10 protein-coding genes and 1 pseudogene are annotated in these 17,755 nt (G+C 74.7%); all 11 read left to right on the plus strand.

The annotated features are described in order from the left end of the window. Positions 1 to 70 precede the first annotated feature (70 nt). On the plus strand, positions 71 to 259 hold the full coding sequence (locus tag P3H78_RS19830; RefSeq protein WP_276110381.1) for a hypothetical protein: 189 nt from the start codon (positions 71 to 73) through the stop codon (positions 257 to 259). A gap of 318 nt (positions 260 to 577) precedes the next feature. Further along, the gene (locus P3H78_RS19835; protein ID WP_276110383.1) at positions 578 to 2,272 is read left to right on the plus strand and encodes a condensation domain-containing protein; all 1,695 of its coding nucleotides are present in this window, start codon (positions 578 to 580) and stop codon (positions 2,270 to 2,272) included. Then, complete coding sequence (locus P3H78_RS19840; protein WP_276110384.1) at positions 2,269 to 5,685, plus strand: non-ribosomal peptide synthetase; 3,417 nt, start codon at positions 2,269 to 2,271, stop codon at positions 5,683 to 5,685. Before P3H78_RS19835 ends, P3H78_RS19840 begins: the two co-directional genes overlap by 4 nt. Beyond that, positions 5,685 to 6,839, plus strand: coding sequence for a cytochrome P450 family protein (locus P3H78_RS19845; protein WP_276110385.1), 1,155 nt, complete (start codon positions 5,685 to 5,687; stop codon positions 6,837 to 6,839). Before P3H78_RS19840 ends, P3H78_RS19845 begins: the two co-directional genes overlap by 1 nt. A gap of 1 nt (position 6,840) precedes the next feature. Further along, positions 6,841 to 10,557, plus strand: a complete 3,717-nt coding sequence (locus P3H78_RS19850; RefSeq protein WP_276110386.1) for a type I polyketide synthase — start codon at positions 6,841 to 6,843, stop codon at positions 10,555 to 10,557. Further along, positions 10,554 to 11,963 carry an MFS transporter gene (locus P3H78_RS19855; protein WP_276110387.1) on the plus strand — a complete coding sequence of 470 codons (1,410 nt, stop codon included), beginning with the start codon at positions 10,554 to 10,556 and terminating at the stop codon, positions 11,961 to 11,963. Before P3H78_RS19850 ends, P3H78_RS19855 begins: the two co-directional genes overlap by 4 nt. Further along, positions 11,960 to 13,225 (plus strand): cytochrome P450 family protein, encoded by a 1,266-nt coding sequence (locus tag P3H78_RS19860; RefSeq protein WP_276110388.1) that lies wholly within the window; start codon positions 11,960 to 11,962, stop codon positions 13,223 to 13,225. The genes P3H78_RS19855 and P3H78_RS19860 overlap by 4 nt, the downstream gene beginning before the upstream one ends. A 1-nt stretch (position 13,226) precedes the next feature. Then, the gene (locus P3H78_RS19865) at positions 13,227 to 13,964 is read left to right on the plus strand and encodes a thioesterase II family protein (protein WP_276110389.1); all 738 of its coding nucleotides are present in this window, start codon (positions 13,227 to 13,229) and stop codon (positions 13,962 to 13,964) included. Then, entirely contained in the window at positions 13,955 to 14,779 is an 825-nt protein-coding gene (locus P3H78_RS19870; RefSeq protein ID WP_276110391.1) for an SDR family oxidoreductase, read from the plus strand. The genes P3H78_RS19865 and P3H78_RS19870 overlap by 10 nt, the downstream gene beginning before the upstream one ends. 51 nt (positions 14,780 to 14,830) lie before the next feature. Further along, positions 14,831 to 17,512: a non-ribosomal peptide synthetase gene (locus P3H78_RS19875; RefSeq protein ID WP_276110392.1), complete on the plus strand. Its 2,682-nt coding sequence runs from the start codon at positions 14,831 to 14,833 to the stop codon at positions 17,510 to 17,512. A gap of 38 nt (positions 17,513 to 17,550) precedes the next feature. Next, a pseudogene (locus tag P3H78_RS19880) lies at positions 17,551 to 17,755 on the plus strand (2-oxoacid:acceptor oxidoreductase subunit alpha); the annotation flags it as partial.

Genomic DNA, 17,755 nt, shown 5'->3' on the forward strand with positions numbered 1-17,755 from the left:
GAACCACCACAGATCCACCACAGATCCACCTCATGCAGCGCTGTCCAACCAGTGAAGAGAAGGGTGAGAGATGTTGCAGCACGTATTCGTGCGCTTTCTGGCCGCGTCCGCACTGACGCTCGCGGCCGGGGCGGGTCTGGCCTCTGCCGTCGCGTCCACCGCCGACGCCAAGCCGTCCGTCACGGTTCTGGCGGACTCCCAGTGGGGCGCGTCCGCACCCCAGGGCGGCACGGGGGCCAACGACTCCCCGCGGGGCTGAACACCCCACCCGCCCGACCGCCGGGGGCCACCCCGCGCCGGGCTGCCCGGTGCGGTGCGACGTCCCTCTGCGCCCGACCGGTTGACCGGCACCCACGGACCCGTCAGGCCGGCTCCACGTACGCCCTGACCGACGGATCCACCGTACGGAGCACCAGCTGAGACTCAGGCCACGCCCGGCCCGGGTCGCCACCCCCCGCACCATCCCGACCGCCCGGGGCCGAGCCCCGCACGGTCCGATACGCGCGGCCCCGGTCCTCCGCAGGTCGGAGGGCTGCCCTCACACTCCACCGTTCCCGCAGACTTCGGAGGCCCCTTCGTGCTGCCCGCAGCGCCGCACGGACCGTCACCGGACGGAGACGTCTGGTATCCGGCCACCCGGGTGCAGCAAGGCATCTGGGTCCTGGACCGGGACGATCTGCTGCGTCCCACCCAACTGGTACCCACGGTCGTCGAATTCACCGGCCCCGTGGACCACACGGCCCTGGTGGCGGCGGTCGGACGGTCGCTCTCCCGGCACCCCTCGCTCCGGGCGCGCTTCCGGCTCGACGTCAGGCGCCGCCAGGTCGAGTACCGCACCGACGGACCTCCGGCCGAGCCCGGGTTCCTCGACGCCGAGGCCGAGGGCTGGACCGAGGAGGAGGTCGACAACCTGGTAAGGGTCCTGTGCACCACGCCCTTCGACCTCGCCCAGGACGCGCCCGCCCGTGCCGAGGTCGTCCGCCTGGGAGCCGAGCGCACTCTCCTCGTGGTCACCGTGCACCACATCATCTTCGACGGGGTCTCGCGCGGCATGCTCCTCGAGGACGTCTGCGCCCTGTACCGGGCCGCGGTCGACGGGGTCGAACCACGGCTGAGCAGCCCGCCGCACCCCGCCTCCGTCGCCGACGGGCGCACCCCGGAGGAGACCGCCACGCAGGTCGCCGAGGTGGTCGACCGTCTGCGCGGCGCGCCCGCCGAGGTCCGCCTCCCCTTCGCCCGTGCCGCTCATGACGCGTCCGAGGAGGCACTTCTCGGCACCACCGTCACCACCGCCCTCGACCCCGGGGCCACCGCAGGGGTCATGGCGGTGGCGGCCCAGGAGGGCTGCACCCCGTTCATGGTCGGCGTCGCCGTACTGGCCGCGGCCCTCGCCCGTACCGGCCCGCAGCGCGACTTCCTCATCGCCTTCGCCTGGCCGGGCCGCGACGATCCCGCCACCGCCGAGGTGATCGGGATGTTCATGACCACCGTCGTGCTCCGCGTCACCCTCGGGCCCGAGGACACCTGGCGCGACCTGCTCGCCGGCGTACGCGTCAGCAGCATGGAGGCCTTCGTCGACAGCGACGTGCCCCTGGACGCGGTGTCCGCCGCCCTCAACCCCGACCGCAACGCCCTGTGGCCGCCGCTGTCGCCGGTCCTGGTCAACCTCGACGAGGCACCCCGGTCCGTGGACCTGACGCCCGGTACCACCGGTCGCCTCCGGCCCCTCGACCCGCTGTTCGTCAAGTACGACCTGGCCCTGTTCGTCCGCCTGGAGGACACCCCCGGCGGACGGCGGCTCGCACTGTCCCTGGACTACCCGGTCAACGTGTTCGATGCCGACGGCGTCCAGCACTTCCTCAGCGGCCTGCGGCACAGCGCCGCGGACCTCGCCACCTTCCCGGAGAGAACCGTGCTCGAAGAGTCCGCCAGCCCCACCGTCGCCGCCCCGGCCGTCGACCTGGACGACCCGGCTGCCCGCCTCGAACTCGTCCGCTCCATCTGGCGCGAGGTCCTGAACACCGACGAGGTCGCCGACGACGTCAGCTTCTTCGAGTCCGGCGGTGACTCGCTCCTGCTCGTGCTCCTCGTGGAGCGCCTCGGCCAGGACTCCGGCCGCGAGGTCCGCACCATGGACCTGTTCCGCTCGCCCACCGTCGGCGCCCAGGCCGAGCTCATAGCCGCCGCGGACAAGGCCGGCGTGCCCACCGCCGACCGGGACCGGGCGGCGCTCCTCGCCGCCGCCCGCACCCAGGGAGGAGCCACCCGATGACGGCGACACCCCGCTCGCTGGCCGCCGGGGTCCTGGACATCCCGGACGGCCCGGACGCCTTCGGCGACGAGAGCTTCATCGCCCTGGGCGGTGACTCGCTGCGCGCGATGCGTCTGGCCGCTCTCCTCCAGGAGGAACTCGGGCTGCGCCTGGCCCTCATGGACCTGCTCGGGGACGCCCCGCTCGGCCGCGTGCTCGAGGGCGCCACGGCCGTCGCCCCCACCGCACCACCCGTCGAGTCCGCCGGGCAGGACCTCACGCCCGCCCAGCGGGGCATGTGGCTCATCGAGCGGGTCGCCGGAGGCTCCCCGTACAACCTCGTCTTCCGCTGCTTCACCCACGGCGGCCGGCTCGACCGCGACCTGCTCGCCAAGACCGTCGCCGCCGTCGTCGCGCGCCACGAAGGGCTGCGGACCGTCTTCCGCGAGACCGACGACGACGTGGTCCAGGAGACCCTGCCCGCCCACACCCCCGAGATCGTCGAGCACACCTACGCCGGCCCGGACGAGGCGTTCGAGGGCGCGGTCCGCCGCCAGGCCGCCGACCTCGGGCGCGAGCCCTTCGACCTGTCCGCCGGGCCCGCCTACCGGTTCGGCCACTGGACGTGCCAGGAACGCAGCGCCCTCGTCCTGACGGCGCACCACATGGTCCTCGACGGCCATGCGGTCGGGCAGCTGCTGCGCGAGATCTTCGAGACCTACGCCGAGTTCGCCGCCGCGACCGCACAGGCCGCCCCGCACGCCGTGGGCACCCCGCTGGCGGCCCTGCGCCGGCACCAGGAGGAGACCCGCGCCCGGGGGGCGTGGGAGGAGCAGACCGCGTTCTGGCGCGGCCACCTCGACGGGGTGCCCGCCATCCTCGAACTGAGCGCCGACCGGCAGCGCCCGGCCGTCCAGGACGGCGCCGGCGACCGCCTCGGCCTCGACCTCGGCCCCGCCGTCACACGGCAGGTCGCCGCGCGGGCGCGTGCCCTCGGCATCACCCCGTACGCGTTCCTGCTCGGCGCCTTCGGTCTCACGCTGGCCCGCCGCACCGGCGTCCGCAGCCTCCTCGTGGGGGTGCCGCTGCTCGGCCGGGCCACCTCGGAACTGCGCCGGCTCATCGCCGTGGCGGGCAACCTCGTGCCGGTGCGCGTGGACGTGGAGGACGACCTCGACGTCGCCGCGTACCTGCGCGGGGTGCACCGGTCGCTCGCCGCCTCCATGGACGCGGGCGACCTGCCCTTCGAGGAGCTCGTCGCCCGCCTCGGCGTCGAGCGCAGCCTCGGCTGCCACCCCCTCGTCCAGGTCTGCTTCGGCATGCACGACCAGCTCGTACCGCGCGAACTGAGCGCCGGACCGCTGCGCGTGCGCGTCGAGGAGGGCCACGGCGGCGGCTCCCAGTTCGACCTGACGATGCTCATCGGCCACGCCGATCCGTCCTACGCGGGTCACCTCGAGTACGCCACCGGCGTCTGGCGGCAGACCGAGGCGGAGGCGTTCGTCGCCGACTTCCGCACCGCCGTGGCCCAGCTCGCCGAGGACACCGGCGCCCGTCTGGAGGACGTCCGCGGCATCTCCGACGAGGGCCGTGCGCTGCTCGACGAGATCAACGCCAGCGGCCGGGACTTCCCCGTCACCTCCCTCGACGCCCTCTTCCGCGAGGTGGCAGCCCGCACGCCGGACGCCGTCGCGGTCCGGGACGCCGCCCACACACTGACGTACGGCGGGCTCGCCGACGCCGCCGCCGAGCAGGCCCGCCTTCTGACCGCCGCCGGCGTGCGGCCGGGCGACCGGGTCCTGGTGGGCGTGGAGCGGTCGGTGGCCGAGGCCGTCGCCGTGCTCGGCGTGGCCTGGGCGGGCGCCGCGTACGTCGGCATCGACCCGGCGCTGCCGGACGGCCACCTGACCAAGATCCTCGACCGGGCCCGGCCCACCGCGGCACTCACCGGTCCCGTCGACGGGGCGGTGGCCGAGCGCCTCGCCGGCCTGGGCGCCCCTCCCGTCGCGACCTGGGAGCCCGGCTGGCGGCCCGGCCCGGCCGACACCGCGCCCACCCCGCCCGCCGACCCGGCGCGCCTGGCGTACGTCGCCTTCACCTCCGGCTCCACCGGGCAGCCCAAGGGCGTGTGCGTGGCCCACCGGGCCGTCATCCGCCTGATCCACGAGGCCGGCTACGTCCGTCTCGGCGGGGGTGAGCGCATGCTGCGGCTCTCTCCGCTCTCCTTCGACGCCTCCACGCTGGAGCTGTGGGGCGCCCTGCTCACCGGCGCCTCCCTCGAGGTCCACCCGGCCGGCCTCGCCTCGCCGACCGAGCTGGGCGCGTTCCTCCAGCAGCGCGGGATCACCGTCGCCTGGCTGACGGCCGGACTGTTCCGGCTGGTCGCGGAGTTCGCCCCGGACTCCCTCGGCTGCCTGCGGCAGCTGCTGACCGGCGGCGACGTGGTGCCCCACGAGCACACGGCCCGCGTCCTGTCCCGGAACCCCGGAATCGTCGTGACCAACGGCTACGGGCCGACCGAGAACACGACGTTCACCACCACCCACTCGGTGACGCGCACGGAGGACGTGGACGGACCGCTGCCCATCGGCCGTCCGGTCCCCGGCACCCGTGTGTACGTCCTCGACGCCCGGCGCCGGCTGCTGCCGCCCGGCGCGGTCGGTGAGCTCTACACCGGCGGCGAGGGCCTGGCCGACGGCTACCTCGACGACGAGGCCGGGACGGCCCGGGTGTTCGGCCACCTCTCCCCGGACGTGCCCGAGCGCCTGTACCGCACCGGCGACCTGGTGCGCGTCGACTCCAGCGGCCGGCTCCGCTTCCTCGGCCGGGCCGACGACCAGGTCAAACTGCGGGGGTACCGGGTCGAGCTGAGCGCCATCAGCGACGTGCTCGCCGGGCACCCCGAGGTGCAGGACGCGGTGGTGGTGGTGACCGACGGCGGGGGCGCCGACAAGCGACTCGTGGCCGCCGTGGTCCTCACGCCGGGCGCGGCCGCCGACGCCGTCGGGCTGCGCGACCTGCTCACCGAGAAGCTGCCGTCCTACATGGTCCCGAGCCTGTGGGCCGTGGTGGACCGGCTGCCGGTGACCGCCAACGGCAAGGTGGACCGGGGGGTGCTGGCCGCGGCCGCCGCCCCGGCCCGGCAGGTCGGCGCCACTCCGGCCCCGGCCACCGCTGCCGCGGAGCCGGCCGCTCCGGCCGGGCTGAGCCTGGAGCGCGTCGCCGCGCTGTTCGCCGCCGTCATCGAGGGCGAGCCGCTCTCCGGCCTCACCGAGGACACCGACTTCTTCATGATCGGCGGCAACTCCCTCGGTGCCGTGCGCCTCATGCGCGAGATCAAGCGGGAGCTGGGCGCCAGCGTGCGGCTGCGGGACTTCCTGCTGGCGCCCACGCCCGCCGGGCTGAGCGCGCTCGTCGAGAGGGCCGCCGTCTGATGGCCGGCACCGCGGCACCGGTCCCCTCGCCGCCCCTCGCGGACGGCGTGCGGGCGCCGGAGTGGGACGAGGGCCTGGACTGCTGGGTCGTGACCGATCCGCGCCTGGCCCAGCAGGTCCTCCACCACCCCGGCTTCGCCTCGGGGACCTTCGAGCGCTCCTTCCAGCTCTACATGACGGACGCGTCCCGCGCCGAGTACCGGGAACTCACCGAGTTCCTGCGGCTCTGGTTCGTCCAGGCCGACGCCCCCGAGCACACGAGCCTGCGCCGCCCCGTCCAGCGCATGCTCTCCGCCTCCTACGTCCGGTCGCTCGCGCCGCGCGTCGAGGAGATCACCGACGAGTGCCTGACCGAACTCGCCGCCGCCCGCCCGCAGGACGTGGTGCCGACCGTGGCCGAGGGCATCTCGGGCAGGGTCATGGCCCACGTGGTCGGTATCGACGTCCCGCCGCCCGTCCTGCACCGGTGGTCGCAGACCCTGTCGTTGTTCATCGGCGCGATGTACCGCCGCGACCACGCGCAGGCCGCCCACCGGGTGATGGTGGAGATGTCCGAGGCGCTCGCCGGCGCCCGGGCGCTGGAGGGGTTCCCCGCCGGCACCCCGGCCGACCGGGCCCGGACCACGGCGACCTGGGCGATGTGCCTGTTCGGCGGCCTGGAGACCACCGCGTCACTGCTCGGCTCCACGGTCCTGACCGCCCTCGGCGACCGGGCACTGTGGGAGACCGTCACACGCGACGCGGACGGCGCGGTGAGCGGCGTCGTCGAGTCGGTGCTGGTCGGTCGGCCGCCGCTGCGGCACCTCGGCCGGGTGGTCGCGTACGACCAGGAGATCGCCGGGGCTCGGCTGCGCCGGGGGGACCTGGTGCTGGTGAGTCTCACCGGCCAGGGGCCGCTCGACGAGGCCGGGGCCGGTGCTCCGGGAGGGTGCCCGGTGACCGGCGCGGGCGGCGACCGGAACCTGGTCTTCGGCAAGGGCCCGCACTACTGCGTGGGCGCTCCCCTGGCCCGTCTGGAGGCGGCCGTGCTGCTGCGCCGGCTCGCCGCACGGTTCCCGGACGCCCGGCTGGGCGAGGAGGCCGCCGTGTGGGGGCCCAACCTCAGCTACGTCGGCCTCGACCATCTGTACGTCGACCTGGGCAGGGAAGTCTGACATGCCCCACTCCCCCGTCGAGGGCGCGTCCCTCGGCACACTCGACGAGAACGCCGTCGCGGTCGTGGGCATGGCCTGCCGGCTGCCCGGTGCGCGGGACGTCCGGGCGTTCCGGGCGCTGCTGCGGGCCGGCCGCGACGGCATCAGCCGCCTCTCCCCCGAGGAGCTGCTGCGGCGCGGTGCGGACCCCGCGTACACGGGCCGGGAGAACTTCGTGCCGGTCATGGGCGTCGTCGAGGAGTCCCGGTGCTTCGACTGGGCCTTCTTCCGGTACAGCCGCGCGGAGGCGGCGGCGATGGACCCGCAGCAGCGGGTCTTCCTGGAGTGCGCGGCCACCGCGGTCGACGACGCCGGTCTCGACCCCGTGCGGTTCCGCGGCCGGGTCGGCGTCTACGCGGGTGCCGACCGCTCGGGGCCGGGACGCGACGACTCCGCGCTGGGCGAACTGGCCCGGTACATCGGCAGGGAGAAGGACTTCGTCGCCACCCGGGTGGCCTACAAACTGGGCCTGCGCGGGCCCGCGCTCACCGTGCAGACCGCCTGCTCCACGTCCCTGACCGCCGTGCACCTCGCGGTGCGGGCGCTGAGGGGCGGCGAGTGCGACGCCGCCCTGGCGGGCGGCGTCACCGTGATGCCCGCCGGCGAGTGGGGCTATCTGTTCGAGCCCGGCGGGATCCTCGCGCCGGACGGGTACTGCCGTCCGTTCGACGCGCGGTCCGCGGGAACCGTGCCCAGTGAGGGCGTCGGCGTGGTGGTGCTCAAGCGGCTCGCCGACGCCGTACGCGACGGCGACCGGATCGCCGCCGTCATCGTCGGCACGGCGGTCAACAACGACGGCGCCGAGAAGATGGCCTACACCGCGCCCTCCGCCGCCGGGCAGAGCGAGGTCGTCCGCGCGGCCCTGGCCGATGCGGGCCTGGCCGCCACCGCCGTCGGCCACGTGGAGGCGCACGGCACCGCCACACGGCTGGGCGACCCCATCGAGGTCCAGGCACTCACCGAGGTCTACGGGGAGGGGAGCGGGGAGACCGGCTGGTGCGCGCTCGGCGCCGTCAAGAGCCAGGTCGGGCACACCGGCGCGGCGGCCGGGGTGACGGGCCTGATCAAGACGGCCCTGATGCTGGAGTACCGCGAGATCTACCCGACGGCCCATTTCACGGAACCCAACCCCCTTCTGGAACTGCAGAGTTCACCCTTCCGGGTGGCTGCGGGGCTCGCCCCGTGGGAACTGCGCGCGGGTCAGGAACTGCGCGTCGGGGCGGTCAGCTCGTTCGGCGTCGGCGGCACCAACGCGCACGCGGTGCTGACCGAGGCCCCCGCCGGCGCACGGGACGGAGCCGCGCGGCCGGCCGCCGGGCCCCGGTTGCTGCCGCTGTCGGCGCACGGCCCCGCGGCGCTGGCCCGCCTGGACGACGACCTGTCCCGTCGCTTCTCCGCAGAGGACGCGCCCGGACTCGACACCGCATCGTGGACGTTGGCCGGGCGCCGGATCCACCGGCACCGGCAGGCCGTGGTCGTACGCGACGGCGCTCATGCCCCCGAGGCGCTGCGTGCGGCGGGCGCCGCGGCCGGGCGGCTCGACGCCCCGCGGCGGCTCGGCCGGGTGGCCTTCCTCCTCCCGGGGCAGGGCACCCTCACGAGCGCCGCGGGCGAGGCCGCCCACCGCCTGCTGCCGGAGTTCCGCGCGGCGTTCGACGAGATACGCACGATCGCCTTCGAGGACTGCGGGGTGGACCTGGGCCCCGTGGTCGCCCCGCCCGGGCCCGGCCCGGACGGGGGGCGGGACGCCGACGACTGGTACGCCGACACCGTCCACCAGCAGCTCGGCCTCTTCGCCCTGGGCTGCGCCTTCGGGCGCCAGCTCGCCACGTGGGGCGTCGTCCCGCACGCGATGCTCGGCAACAGCATCGGCGAGTACACCGCCGCGGCCCTCGCCGGGGTGTGGACCCTGCCCGACGCCGTCACGGTGGTGCACCGGCGGGCCGTCGCGATGCGGGACACCGCGCCCGGCCGGATGGCCGTGGTCGGGGCCGACCCCGCCGACGTCGAGGCCCGGCTGCCCGAAGGCTGCGACATCGCCGTGGCGGTACGCGGCAACGGGTCGGCGGTGCTCTCCGGGCCCGGGGCCGCGATGGACGCTCTCCTGGCGGGGGATGCCCTGAGCGGGCTGCGCGTCACCCCCGTGCACACCCGGCGGGCCTTCCACTCGCCGGCCATGAACTCGGCAGCCGAGGCGGTGCGGGACCATCTGTCGTCGATGCCCGCCCGCCCGCCGCGGCTGCCGTACATCTCCAACACGACGGGCGGGTGGGCCGACCCCGAGGCCGTGACCACCCCCGGCCACTGGGCCGCGCACGTGCGGGAGCCGGTCCGCCTCGACACCGGCACCGCCACCCTGCTGGCCTCCGGGTGCACCACGTACCTGGAGCTGGGCCCCGGCGGCTCGATGACCGGCTCACTGCGCGGCGCGCCCGGCTGGGACCCCGGTCATCGGACCGTCCGCCTCGCCCCCGGCGGGCGGGCCGACGCCGAGACCGGACTGCTCGACGCGATCGGTGCCCTGTGGGAACTGGGGGTCGACGCGGCCCTGGAGACCCTCCTCCAGGCCCGGTATCCCGCCGCCGAGGACCGCCCCCGCCGCTGCTCGCTGCCCGCGCATCCGCTGCTGGGCGAGGACCCGGAAGCGGATGCCGTGCGCAGCGGCGGCCCGCACCCGCGGCGCGGACGGCCCTCCGCCGGAGCCCGCCCGGATCGGCCCCTGAGAGGCGTCCTCGAGGAAGTGTGGTGCCAGATCCTCGGTGCCGCCCCGGTGAGCGACGAGGACGACTTCTTCGCCCACGGCGGCGAGTCGCTGCTCGCCATCGCGCTGGCCACCGCCGTGCGCGAACGCACCGGCACGGAGATCTCCGTCACCGACTTCACCCGGAGGGCCACCTTCGCCGGGCTCGTCGGGCTCGTCGAGCGGCAGCGGCCCGGACGGGACGGACCCGCCACCGCGCCGCCCGGCACGGCCACGTTGCGCGAGGGCACCGGACGCGCCGTCTTCCTCGTGGCGGACGCCCTCGGCACCGCCCTGCCGTATCGGGACCTGGCCGACCGGCTGGACCTCGCGGACGGCCGCCCGCTCCTGGCGCTGGAGAGGTCCGCGCCCCGGGGCGGCACGATCCGGGCGCTGGCCGCCGCGCACGCACGGACCCTGACGGAGGCCCAGCCGACCGGCCCGTACACCCTCGGCGGCTGGTCCTTCGGCGCCGTGGTCGCGCACGAGACCGCGCGGCTGCTCATCCGCCGAGGGCGGGCCGTGGACCTGCTGGTCCTGCTCGACGGCTACGTGCCGGACACCCGCCCGCTGCCCGTCGCCGCCGCCCCGGACTTCCTGTTCGGCGGGGCACGGGCCGGCCTCGACACGCTGCTCGGCGTCGGGCCGACGGCCGGGGCGCTGCGTCGCAGCCCCCTGGGGCGCCGCCGGTTCCTCGGCGGACAGGCCGCCGTACTGGCCCACCGGCCGGGGCCGGTGGACTGCCCGGCGGTGCTCTTCAAGGCGGACGCCGGCCCGGGAACGGCCGCCCGGCTGACCCGACGCCTGGCCGGGCTGTATCCGGCGGGCCTGCGCGTGATCCCCGTCGCCGGCGACCACTGGTCGATGCTGCGGCCCCCGTACGTCGACGAGCTGGCCACGCGCGTCGCTGACGAACTCAAGGAGAGGAACGACTCATGACGGTCTCGCAGACACCGCCGGAGAGCACGGCGGACGAGACGCCGGCCTCCGGTGGGCAGGAGCCGCCCGGACCGGAGCGGGACGAGGCGGAGGGGTCGGCACCGGCCGGGAATCCGCCCGCGGCAGCGGCCGAGAAGCCGCTGCTGAAGAACGTCGACTTCCAGGCCCTGTGGATCAGCGAGGCGTTCGCCGCGCTCGCCAAGGAGACCGCGGAGGTCGCGTACCCGCTGCTCATCCTCGCCTCCACCGGATCCGCCTTCTACGCGGGCGCGGTCGGATCGGCCCAGCTGCTCACCGCCAGCCTGCTGTCCATCCCCGGCGGCACACTCGCCGACCGGATGGACCGCCGGCTGCTGATGATCATCTGCAACGTGGTCCGGGCCGTCCTGCTCGGCCTGTTCAGCCTGCTGATCTTCGCGGACCGGACCCACCCCTTCCTGGTCTTCGCCATCGCCATCGGATCGGCCGCCTGCCTCGGCATCTCCAACCCCACCGGGCTCGCCGCGATCAAGCAGCTCGTCCCGCCCTCCCAGCTCAGCCAGGCCACCGCCCAGAACCAGATCCGCTACTTCGCCGCGACCATGGGCGGCCCGCCCATCGGCGGTGGCCTCTTCGGTGTGGCACGTGCCTTCCCGTTCCTGAGCTCCGCCATCGGCTTCGTCGTCTCCACCGTCCTGCTGCTCTTCATCCGCAAGCCGATGAAGGTGGAGCACATCGCCCCCGGGGAGAAGCGCCACACCGCCGAGGGCTTCCGGATCCTGGCCCGCCAGCCGATCCTGCGGCTGCTGATCGTCTGGATCATGGGCTCGAACATGGCCTTCACCCACTCCGGCGTCTTCCTCGCCCTGATCGCCACGGCCGAGAGCCGGGGGGCCTCCGCGGGCTTCACCGGCCTGCTGCTGTCCATCGCCGGCGTCGGCGGCCTCATCGGCTCGCTCATCGCGGGGCCGGTCATCAAGAAGGTCGCACCGGCCAAGCTCTTCCTGGCAGCCGCCTGGATCGGCCCCGTGGCCGCGATCCTGCTGGCCAACGTCACCGGGATCGTCCCGCTCGGGATCATCGTCGCCTGCGTGTTCCTGCGCGGGCCCATCACCAGCGCCCTGTTCCTCGCCTATCTAGCGGCGATGGTCCCCGACAAGGCGCAGGGCCGCGTCCTGGGCGCCGTGATGTTCATGTCCATGATCGCCGCTCCGGTCGGCGTGTTCGTCATCGGCACGGTCTTCGACCAGGCCGGCCCGGTCTGGGTGTTCACCGTCATGGCCGTCCTCTCGGGTCTGGCCGCCCTGCCCACCCTGAGCCCGCGCATTCGCAACCTCGCCCCTCCGGAGGCGTACGCGGACACCGCGTCCGCGGACCCGACGCCTGCGCACACGACGCCCTCGGACACGGAAGGAGAAGCCCGATGACCACCGAGCTGCCCCGCACCAGGAACCAGCTTCCCCCCGAGTTCTTCACCGCCCCCGAGGGGGGCGACCTCCACGCCGGCAACGCCGGGTTGCGCGCCACCGGTTGCCCGGTGCACGCCATCAACTACCCGGTGGGGGGCGAGGGCTACGTGGTCGCCGACTACGCGACCACGCTCAAGGCCTTCAGCGACCCGCGGCTCTCCAAGCGGGTCGACAACGCCCCGGCCTGGTTCCGCGACCTCGTCAAGGACTCCAGCCCGGTCCTGGTGCGCAACATGCTGACCGCCGACCCGCCGGAGCACACCCGGCTGCGCAAGCTCGTCAGCCGCGCCTTCGTCCCGCGCCGCATGGAGCTGCTCCGTCCGCGCATCCAGGAGATCACCGACGAGCTGATCGACGCCCTCCCCGAGCACGGCGAGGCGAACCTGATGGAGTTCGCCTTCGCACTGCCGATGCGCGTCATCTGCGAGTTCCTCGGTGTCCCGATCGAGGACCGGCCGCAGCTGCACACCTGGGGCAACTGGCTCAGCGGCGCTCCGTACCCGGACGCCGAGTCCAACGAGAAGCTCAAGGACGCCAGCGAGAACATCGAGCGCTACCTGCTCGCCCTGCTCGCCGACCGCCGCGCCGACCTCGGCGACGACCTGGTCAGCATCCTGGTACGGGCAGCCGACGAGGAGGACCGCTTCACCAACGACGAACTGGTCTCCACCCTCGTCCTGCTGATCATCGCCGGGCACAAGACCACCGCCAACCTCATAGGCAGCGGCACCCACGCCCTGCTCACGCACCCGGACCAGCTCGACATCCTGCGCGCCCGGCCCGAGCTGGCGGAGTCCGCGGTCGAGGAGTTCCTGCGCTTCGAGTCCCCGGTCTACCGCGGCACCCTCCGTGTCGCCGCCGAGGACATGGAGCTGGGGGGCTGCCCCATCCCCAAGGAGAGCTTCGTCCACCTGCTCATGGGCTCCGCGAACCGCGACCCCGAGGCCTTCGAGAACGCCGACCGGCTGGACATCACGCGCACGGCCAACCGCCACCTCGCCTTCGGCCAGGGGCCGCACTTCTGCGTCGGCGCGCCGCTCTCCCGGGTCGAGGGCCAGATCGCGTTCAACACCCTGCTGCGCCGCCTGCCGGGTCTGCGCCTGGCCGTTCCGGCCGAGGAGATCCAGTGGCTCTTCGACAACTCCACCAGCCGCGGCCTGGTGCGGCTGCCGGTCGCCTACGACACCCGCCTGCCCGCCGACACCCCCGCGGAGCACTGACATGAGCGACCGCACCACCCTCGTCTGCCTGCCCTTCGCCGGTGCCGGCGCCTCCTTCTACCGGCCGTGGCAGCGCCTCGCCGAACCTCTCGGCCTCGACGTGCTGCCCCTGCAGCTGCCGGGCCGCGAGCGCCGCATCGACGAGGAGCCGTTCCGCGACGCGCACACCGCCGCCGCCGCCCTCCTCACCGATCTGCAGGCCGCGCTCGGGGACGCCCCGCGCCCGCACCGTGTCGCCCTGTTCGGCCACAGCCTCGGCGCGGTGCTCGCCCACGAGCTGGCCCGCAGGCTCTGCGCGACCCCCGACGTGCGGCTCCTGCGGCTCTTCGCCAGCGGCTCCCCCCACCCCGCCCAGCCACGCACCCGCCGGGCCACCGGGCTCGACGACGACGCGTTCCTCCAGCGGGTCGGCGAGTTCGCGGGCTACGCCCACGAGGCCCTCCAGGATCCCGAGATGCGCGAGCTGATCCTGCCCACGCTCCGCGCCGACGTGGAGATGCACGAGTCGTACGTGCCCGCCGACGAACTGCCCCTGCCGGTGCCGGTCACGAGCCTGCGGGGCACCGCCGACACCCTCGTCACGCGCGGCGAGGCCGAGGCGTGGGCGCGGGTCACGGACGCCGGCTTCCGCCACGTGGAGCTGGCCGGCGGCCACATGTACCTGACCGAGTCGGCACCGGAACTCCTCCGGATCCTCGCCGGGGACCTGAACCGGACGCCGGAGGAACTGTGCGTCTGACCGGCCGGACCGTCCTGATCACCGGCGCCGCGCGAGGACTCGGCCGGGCGACCGCGCTGGCCTGTGCCGCCGAGGGTGCCGACCTCGCGCTCCTGGACCTGTGCGGCGACCTCGACGGCGTGCCGTACCCCCTGGGCACCCGGGGACAGCTGGAGCACACCGCCTCGCTGTGCCGCAAGAACGGCGCCGCGGTGCTAACCGCTGCCTGCGACGTGCGGGACCTGGCCTCCGTGGAGGCCGCCGTGGCCTTGGCCGAGGAGCGGTTCGGCGGCATCGACGCCGCCGTCAACAACGCCGGGATCGCCGCCCCCTCGGGCAGGCCGGTGCACGAGATCGGCGAGGACGAGTGGGCGCTGATGATCGACGTCGACCTGTCCGGCGCCTGGCGGGTGATCCGCACGGTCGCCGGCGCGATGAGCGCCCGCCGCTCCGGTTCCATCGTCAACGTCTCCTCCACGGCCGGACTGGTCGGCTACCGGCACTTCGCCGGCTACGTCGCCGCCAAGCACGGTCTGATCGGGCTGACGAAGGCTGCGGCCCTCGACTACGCGCCCACCAAGGTCCGCGTCAACGCCGTGTGCCCCGGCTCGGTGCGCGACGACCCGACGGCCGAGGGCCGGATGCTCGCCGAGATCGCCCGGGCTCTGGAGGTGCAGGTCGGCGAGCACGAGCAGACGTTCACCGAGGCGCAGCCGATGAACGCCCTGATCGAGCCCGAGGACGTGGCCGCGGCGGTGGTCTACCTCGTCTCGGACGACGCCCGGCAGGTGACCGGCTCCGTGCTGACCGTGGACGGCGGGTTCACCGCGCGCTGAGCGACGGGCGAACGGCCGCTGTCCATTGTGGAAGAGAGGAAGGACACCCCCATGGTGGGTGAGCAGTGCCACGCCCTGCGGCTGCGGCTGGACGGTGCGGTGACGGACGCGGAGCTGACCGCCCGCCTCGCCGCGGCGGGCCCCTGGCGGCTGTGGGTGGAGCAGGTCGCCTCCGGCTCGGACGAGCCGGAGGCGCTCCGGCGGCGCGACGCCGAGCTGAAGCGGCCGACCCGGGCCGTGCGCTGCGTGCTGCTGCGCCACCGGGACGGCGTCGCGGACCTGGTGGTGGTGGCCGACCGGTCGCTGCTCGACCGGGACGGCCTGGACCGCCTGGCAGGTGCGCTGGTCACCGGCGCGGACCCGGGCCTCGTCGGGCAGGGCCCGGCAGCCGTGCGCCGCGTCGCCGCGCCCCCCGCGGGTCCGGCGCCGGAGTGGGGCGGCGGCGCACGCGGCGCCACGGGCTGGGACACCAGCTGCCTCGACCTGCCCGCCGTCGCGGACCCGTCGGCGCTGCTCGCCGCCCTCGCCCTCACCCTGCACCGCTACGAGGGCCACGGCGCCGGCGGCGAGGTCACCGTCGCCACGGACCGGCGCGGCGCCCTCGCACACGCGGTCCCTGCGGACGCCACGCTGGCCGAGCTGCGCGCCGCCGTGCCCGCGCCGGCGGACCGGCCCGTGACCGTGGGCCTGATCGAGCCCGCGACGGGGGAGAGCGGGGCCGTCGCCGGGACGGAGTACCTGCCGTGTCTCGCGCCGCCGTTCCCCCTGACCCTCACCGTGCTGCCGGGCGCTGCTGGCGGGAACCGGCTCTGGGCCGCATACCGCCGCAGCCACCTGGCGCCGGGAACCGTCGACGGCTTCCTGCGCCATCTCGCCCACGTGCTGGTCCGGTTCGGCGAGAGCCCTGCGATGCCGGCCGACGACGTCGAACTCCTCGACGCCGCCGAGCGCGAGCGGGTCGCGGCCCTCGGCCGCCCGGGCGCCGCCCCGGCCGGCACGCCCGAGCGGCTGACCGACGTCTTCGCCCGGGTGGCCGCCGCACGACCGGACGCCCCGGCAGTCGGGAACGGCCACACCGCACTCACGTACGGCGAACTCGACCGGCTCGCCGACCGGCTGGCCCGCGGCCTCGTGGCGCGCGGGGTCGCCCCCGGCGACCGGGTCGGCATCTGCCTGGAGCGCACCACCGAACTCGTGGCGGCCGTGCTCGGCGTGCTCAAGGCGGGCGCTGCGTATGTGCCGACGGATCCGGCGTACCCGGCCGACCGGCTGGCCCACACGGCGCGGGACGCCGGGCTGGAGCTGGTGATCACCCGGCACGGGGAGTACCCGGCCGAGGCGGGCGTCCCCGTCACCCCCGACGAGCTCCTCGACGGGGCAGGCCCCCTCGACGCCCTCCCCGGCCCCCAGGGCCCCGACGACCCGGCGTACGTCATCTACACCTCCGGCTCGACCGGCCGCCCCAAGGGCGTCGTCGTTCCGCACCGCAACGTCGTCGCGCTCGTCGACGCCACCCGCGACGAGTACGGCCTCGGCCCGGCCGATGTGTGGACCTTCTTCCACTCCGGCGCGTTCGACTTCTCCGTCTGGGAGATCTGGGGCTGCCTGCTGACCGGCGGACGGCTCGTGGTCGTCCCGTACCTCGTCTCCCGCGAACCCGGCGAGTTCCGGGACCTTCTGGAGCGCGAGAGGGTCACCGTGCTCAGCCAGACGCCCTCGTCCTTCTCCCAGCTCCTGGAGACCGACCACGCCTCGCTCGCCGTGCGTCTCGTCGTCTTCGGCGGCGAGCCGCTGGACGCCCGGATGCTGCTGCGCTGGTTCGACCTGCACCCCGAGGCCGCGTGCCGCACGGTCAACATGTTCGGCATCACCGAGACCACCGTCCACGTCACCGCGCAGACCCTGACCCGGGAGCTGGCCCTGGCCGGTTCGAAGTCCGTCGGACCGGCGCTGCACGGCTGGCATCTGTACGTGACCGACACGCGCGGCAGGCTCGTCCCGCCCGGTGTCACGGGTGAGATCCGCGTCGGCGGTGCGGGCGTGGCCCTCGGCTACCTCGGCCGCCCCGACCTCACCGCCGCCCGGTTCACGGCCGACCCGTACGCCGGCGGCCGCCAGTACCGCAGCGGTGACCTCGGCCGGCTGCGGCCCGACGGGGCGCTCGAACACCTGGGCCGCATCGACAGCCAGGTGAAGATCCGCGGCTTCCGGATCGAGCTCGACGAGATCCGTTCCGTCCTCCTGGAGGACCCCGACGTCCGTGCGGCGGCGGTGGTGGTGCGCCGCGACGACCCCTCCGACCCCGCCACCGCCCGCCTCGACGCCTATGTCGTCCCGGCGGACAGGGACACCGCCGCGGTGCGCAAGCGGGCCGCCGCGGTGCTCCCCGCCTACATGCTCCCGGCGACCGTCACCGCCCTGGACTCCCTGCCGCTGACCGCCAACGGCAAGCTCGACGCCGCGCGGCTGCCGGAGCCGGCCCGCGGGGCGTCCGCTCCCGTGGCGCACCCCGCCGGGGGCGGGGAGACCGCGGCGGTCCTCCAGGAGGTCTGGTCGACGGTCCTCGGGACGCCGGTGGGGCTGGACGACGACTTCTTCGAGCTCGGCGGCAACTCCCTGCTGGCGGTGCGCATCAGCGCCGCGCTGCGCGGCCGCGGACTCTCCCCCGTACCACTGAGGGATCTGTTCCGCACGCCCACGATTCGCGAACTCGCCGAAGCCGGCGACGCCTGACCTCGGGCACCTCCCCCATCTCCCGTAAGGAACATCCCATGTCGGTTCTCGATCCGGTCGGCACCGGTGCGTCGAGCGAGCGGGTGCCCTCCCGCAAAGCGGTCCACAGACGTGATCGGGTGATCATCCGTTTTGCGGGTGACTCGGGTGACGGTATGCAGCTCACCGGGGACCGTTTCACGTCGGAGACGGCGTCCTTCGGCAACGACCTGTCGACCCTGCCGAACTTCCCCGCGGAGATCC

Source organism: Streptomyces tropicalis, assembly GCF_029269835.1.
GTDB classification, from domain to species: Bacteria; Actinomycetota; Actinomycetes; order Streptomycetales; family Streptomycetaceae; genus Streptomyces; species Streptomyces tropicalis.

What these genes read in the sequence shown, in the direction of transcription:
- P3H78_RS19830 (WP_276110381.1), top strand. Translation starts at nt 71, where the DNA reads ATGTTGCAGCACGTATTCGTGCGCTTTCTGGCCGCGTCCGCACTGACG.
- P3H78_RS19840 (WP_276110384.1), top strand. Translation starts at nt 2,269, where the DNA reads ATGACGGCGACACCCCGCTCGCTGGCCGCCGGGGTCCTGGACATCCCG.
- P3H78_RS19845 (WP_276110385.1), top strand. Translation starts at nt 5,685, where the DNA reads ATGGCCGGCACCGCGGCACCGGTCCCCTCGCCGCCCCTCGCGGACGGC.
- P3H78_RS19850 (WP_276110386.1), top strand. Translation starts at nt 6,841, where the DNA reads ATGCCCCACTCCCCCGTCGAGGGCGCGTCCCTCGGCACACTCGACGAG.
- P3H78_RS19855 (WP_276110387.1), top strand. Translation starts at nt 10,554, where the DNA reads ATGACGGTCTCGCAGACACCGCCGGAGAGCACGGCGGACGAGACGCCG.
- P3H78_RS19860 (WP_276110388.1), top strand. Translation starts at nt 11,960, where the DNA reads ATGACCACCGAGCTGCCCCGCACCAGGAACCAGCTTCCCCCCGAGTTC.
- P3H78_RS19865 (WP_276110389.1), top strand. Translation starts at nt 13,227, where the DNA reads ATGAGCGACCGCACCACCCTCGTCTGCCTGCCCTTCGCCGGTGCCGGC.
- P3H78_RS19875 (WP_276110392.1), top strand. Translation starts at nt 14,831, where the DNA reads ATGGTGGGTGAGCAGTGCCACGCCCTGCGGCTGCGGCTGGACGGTGCG.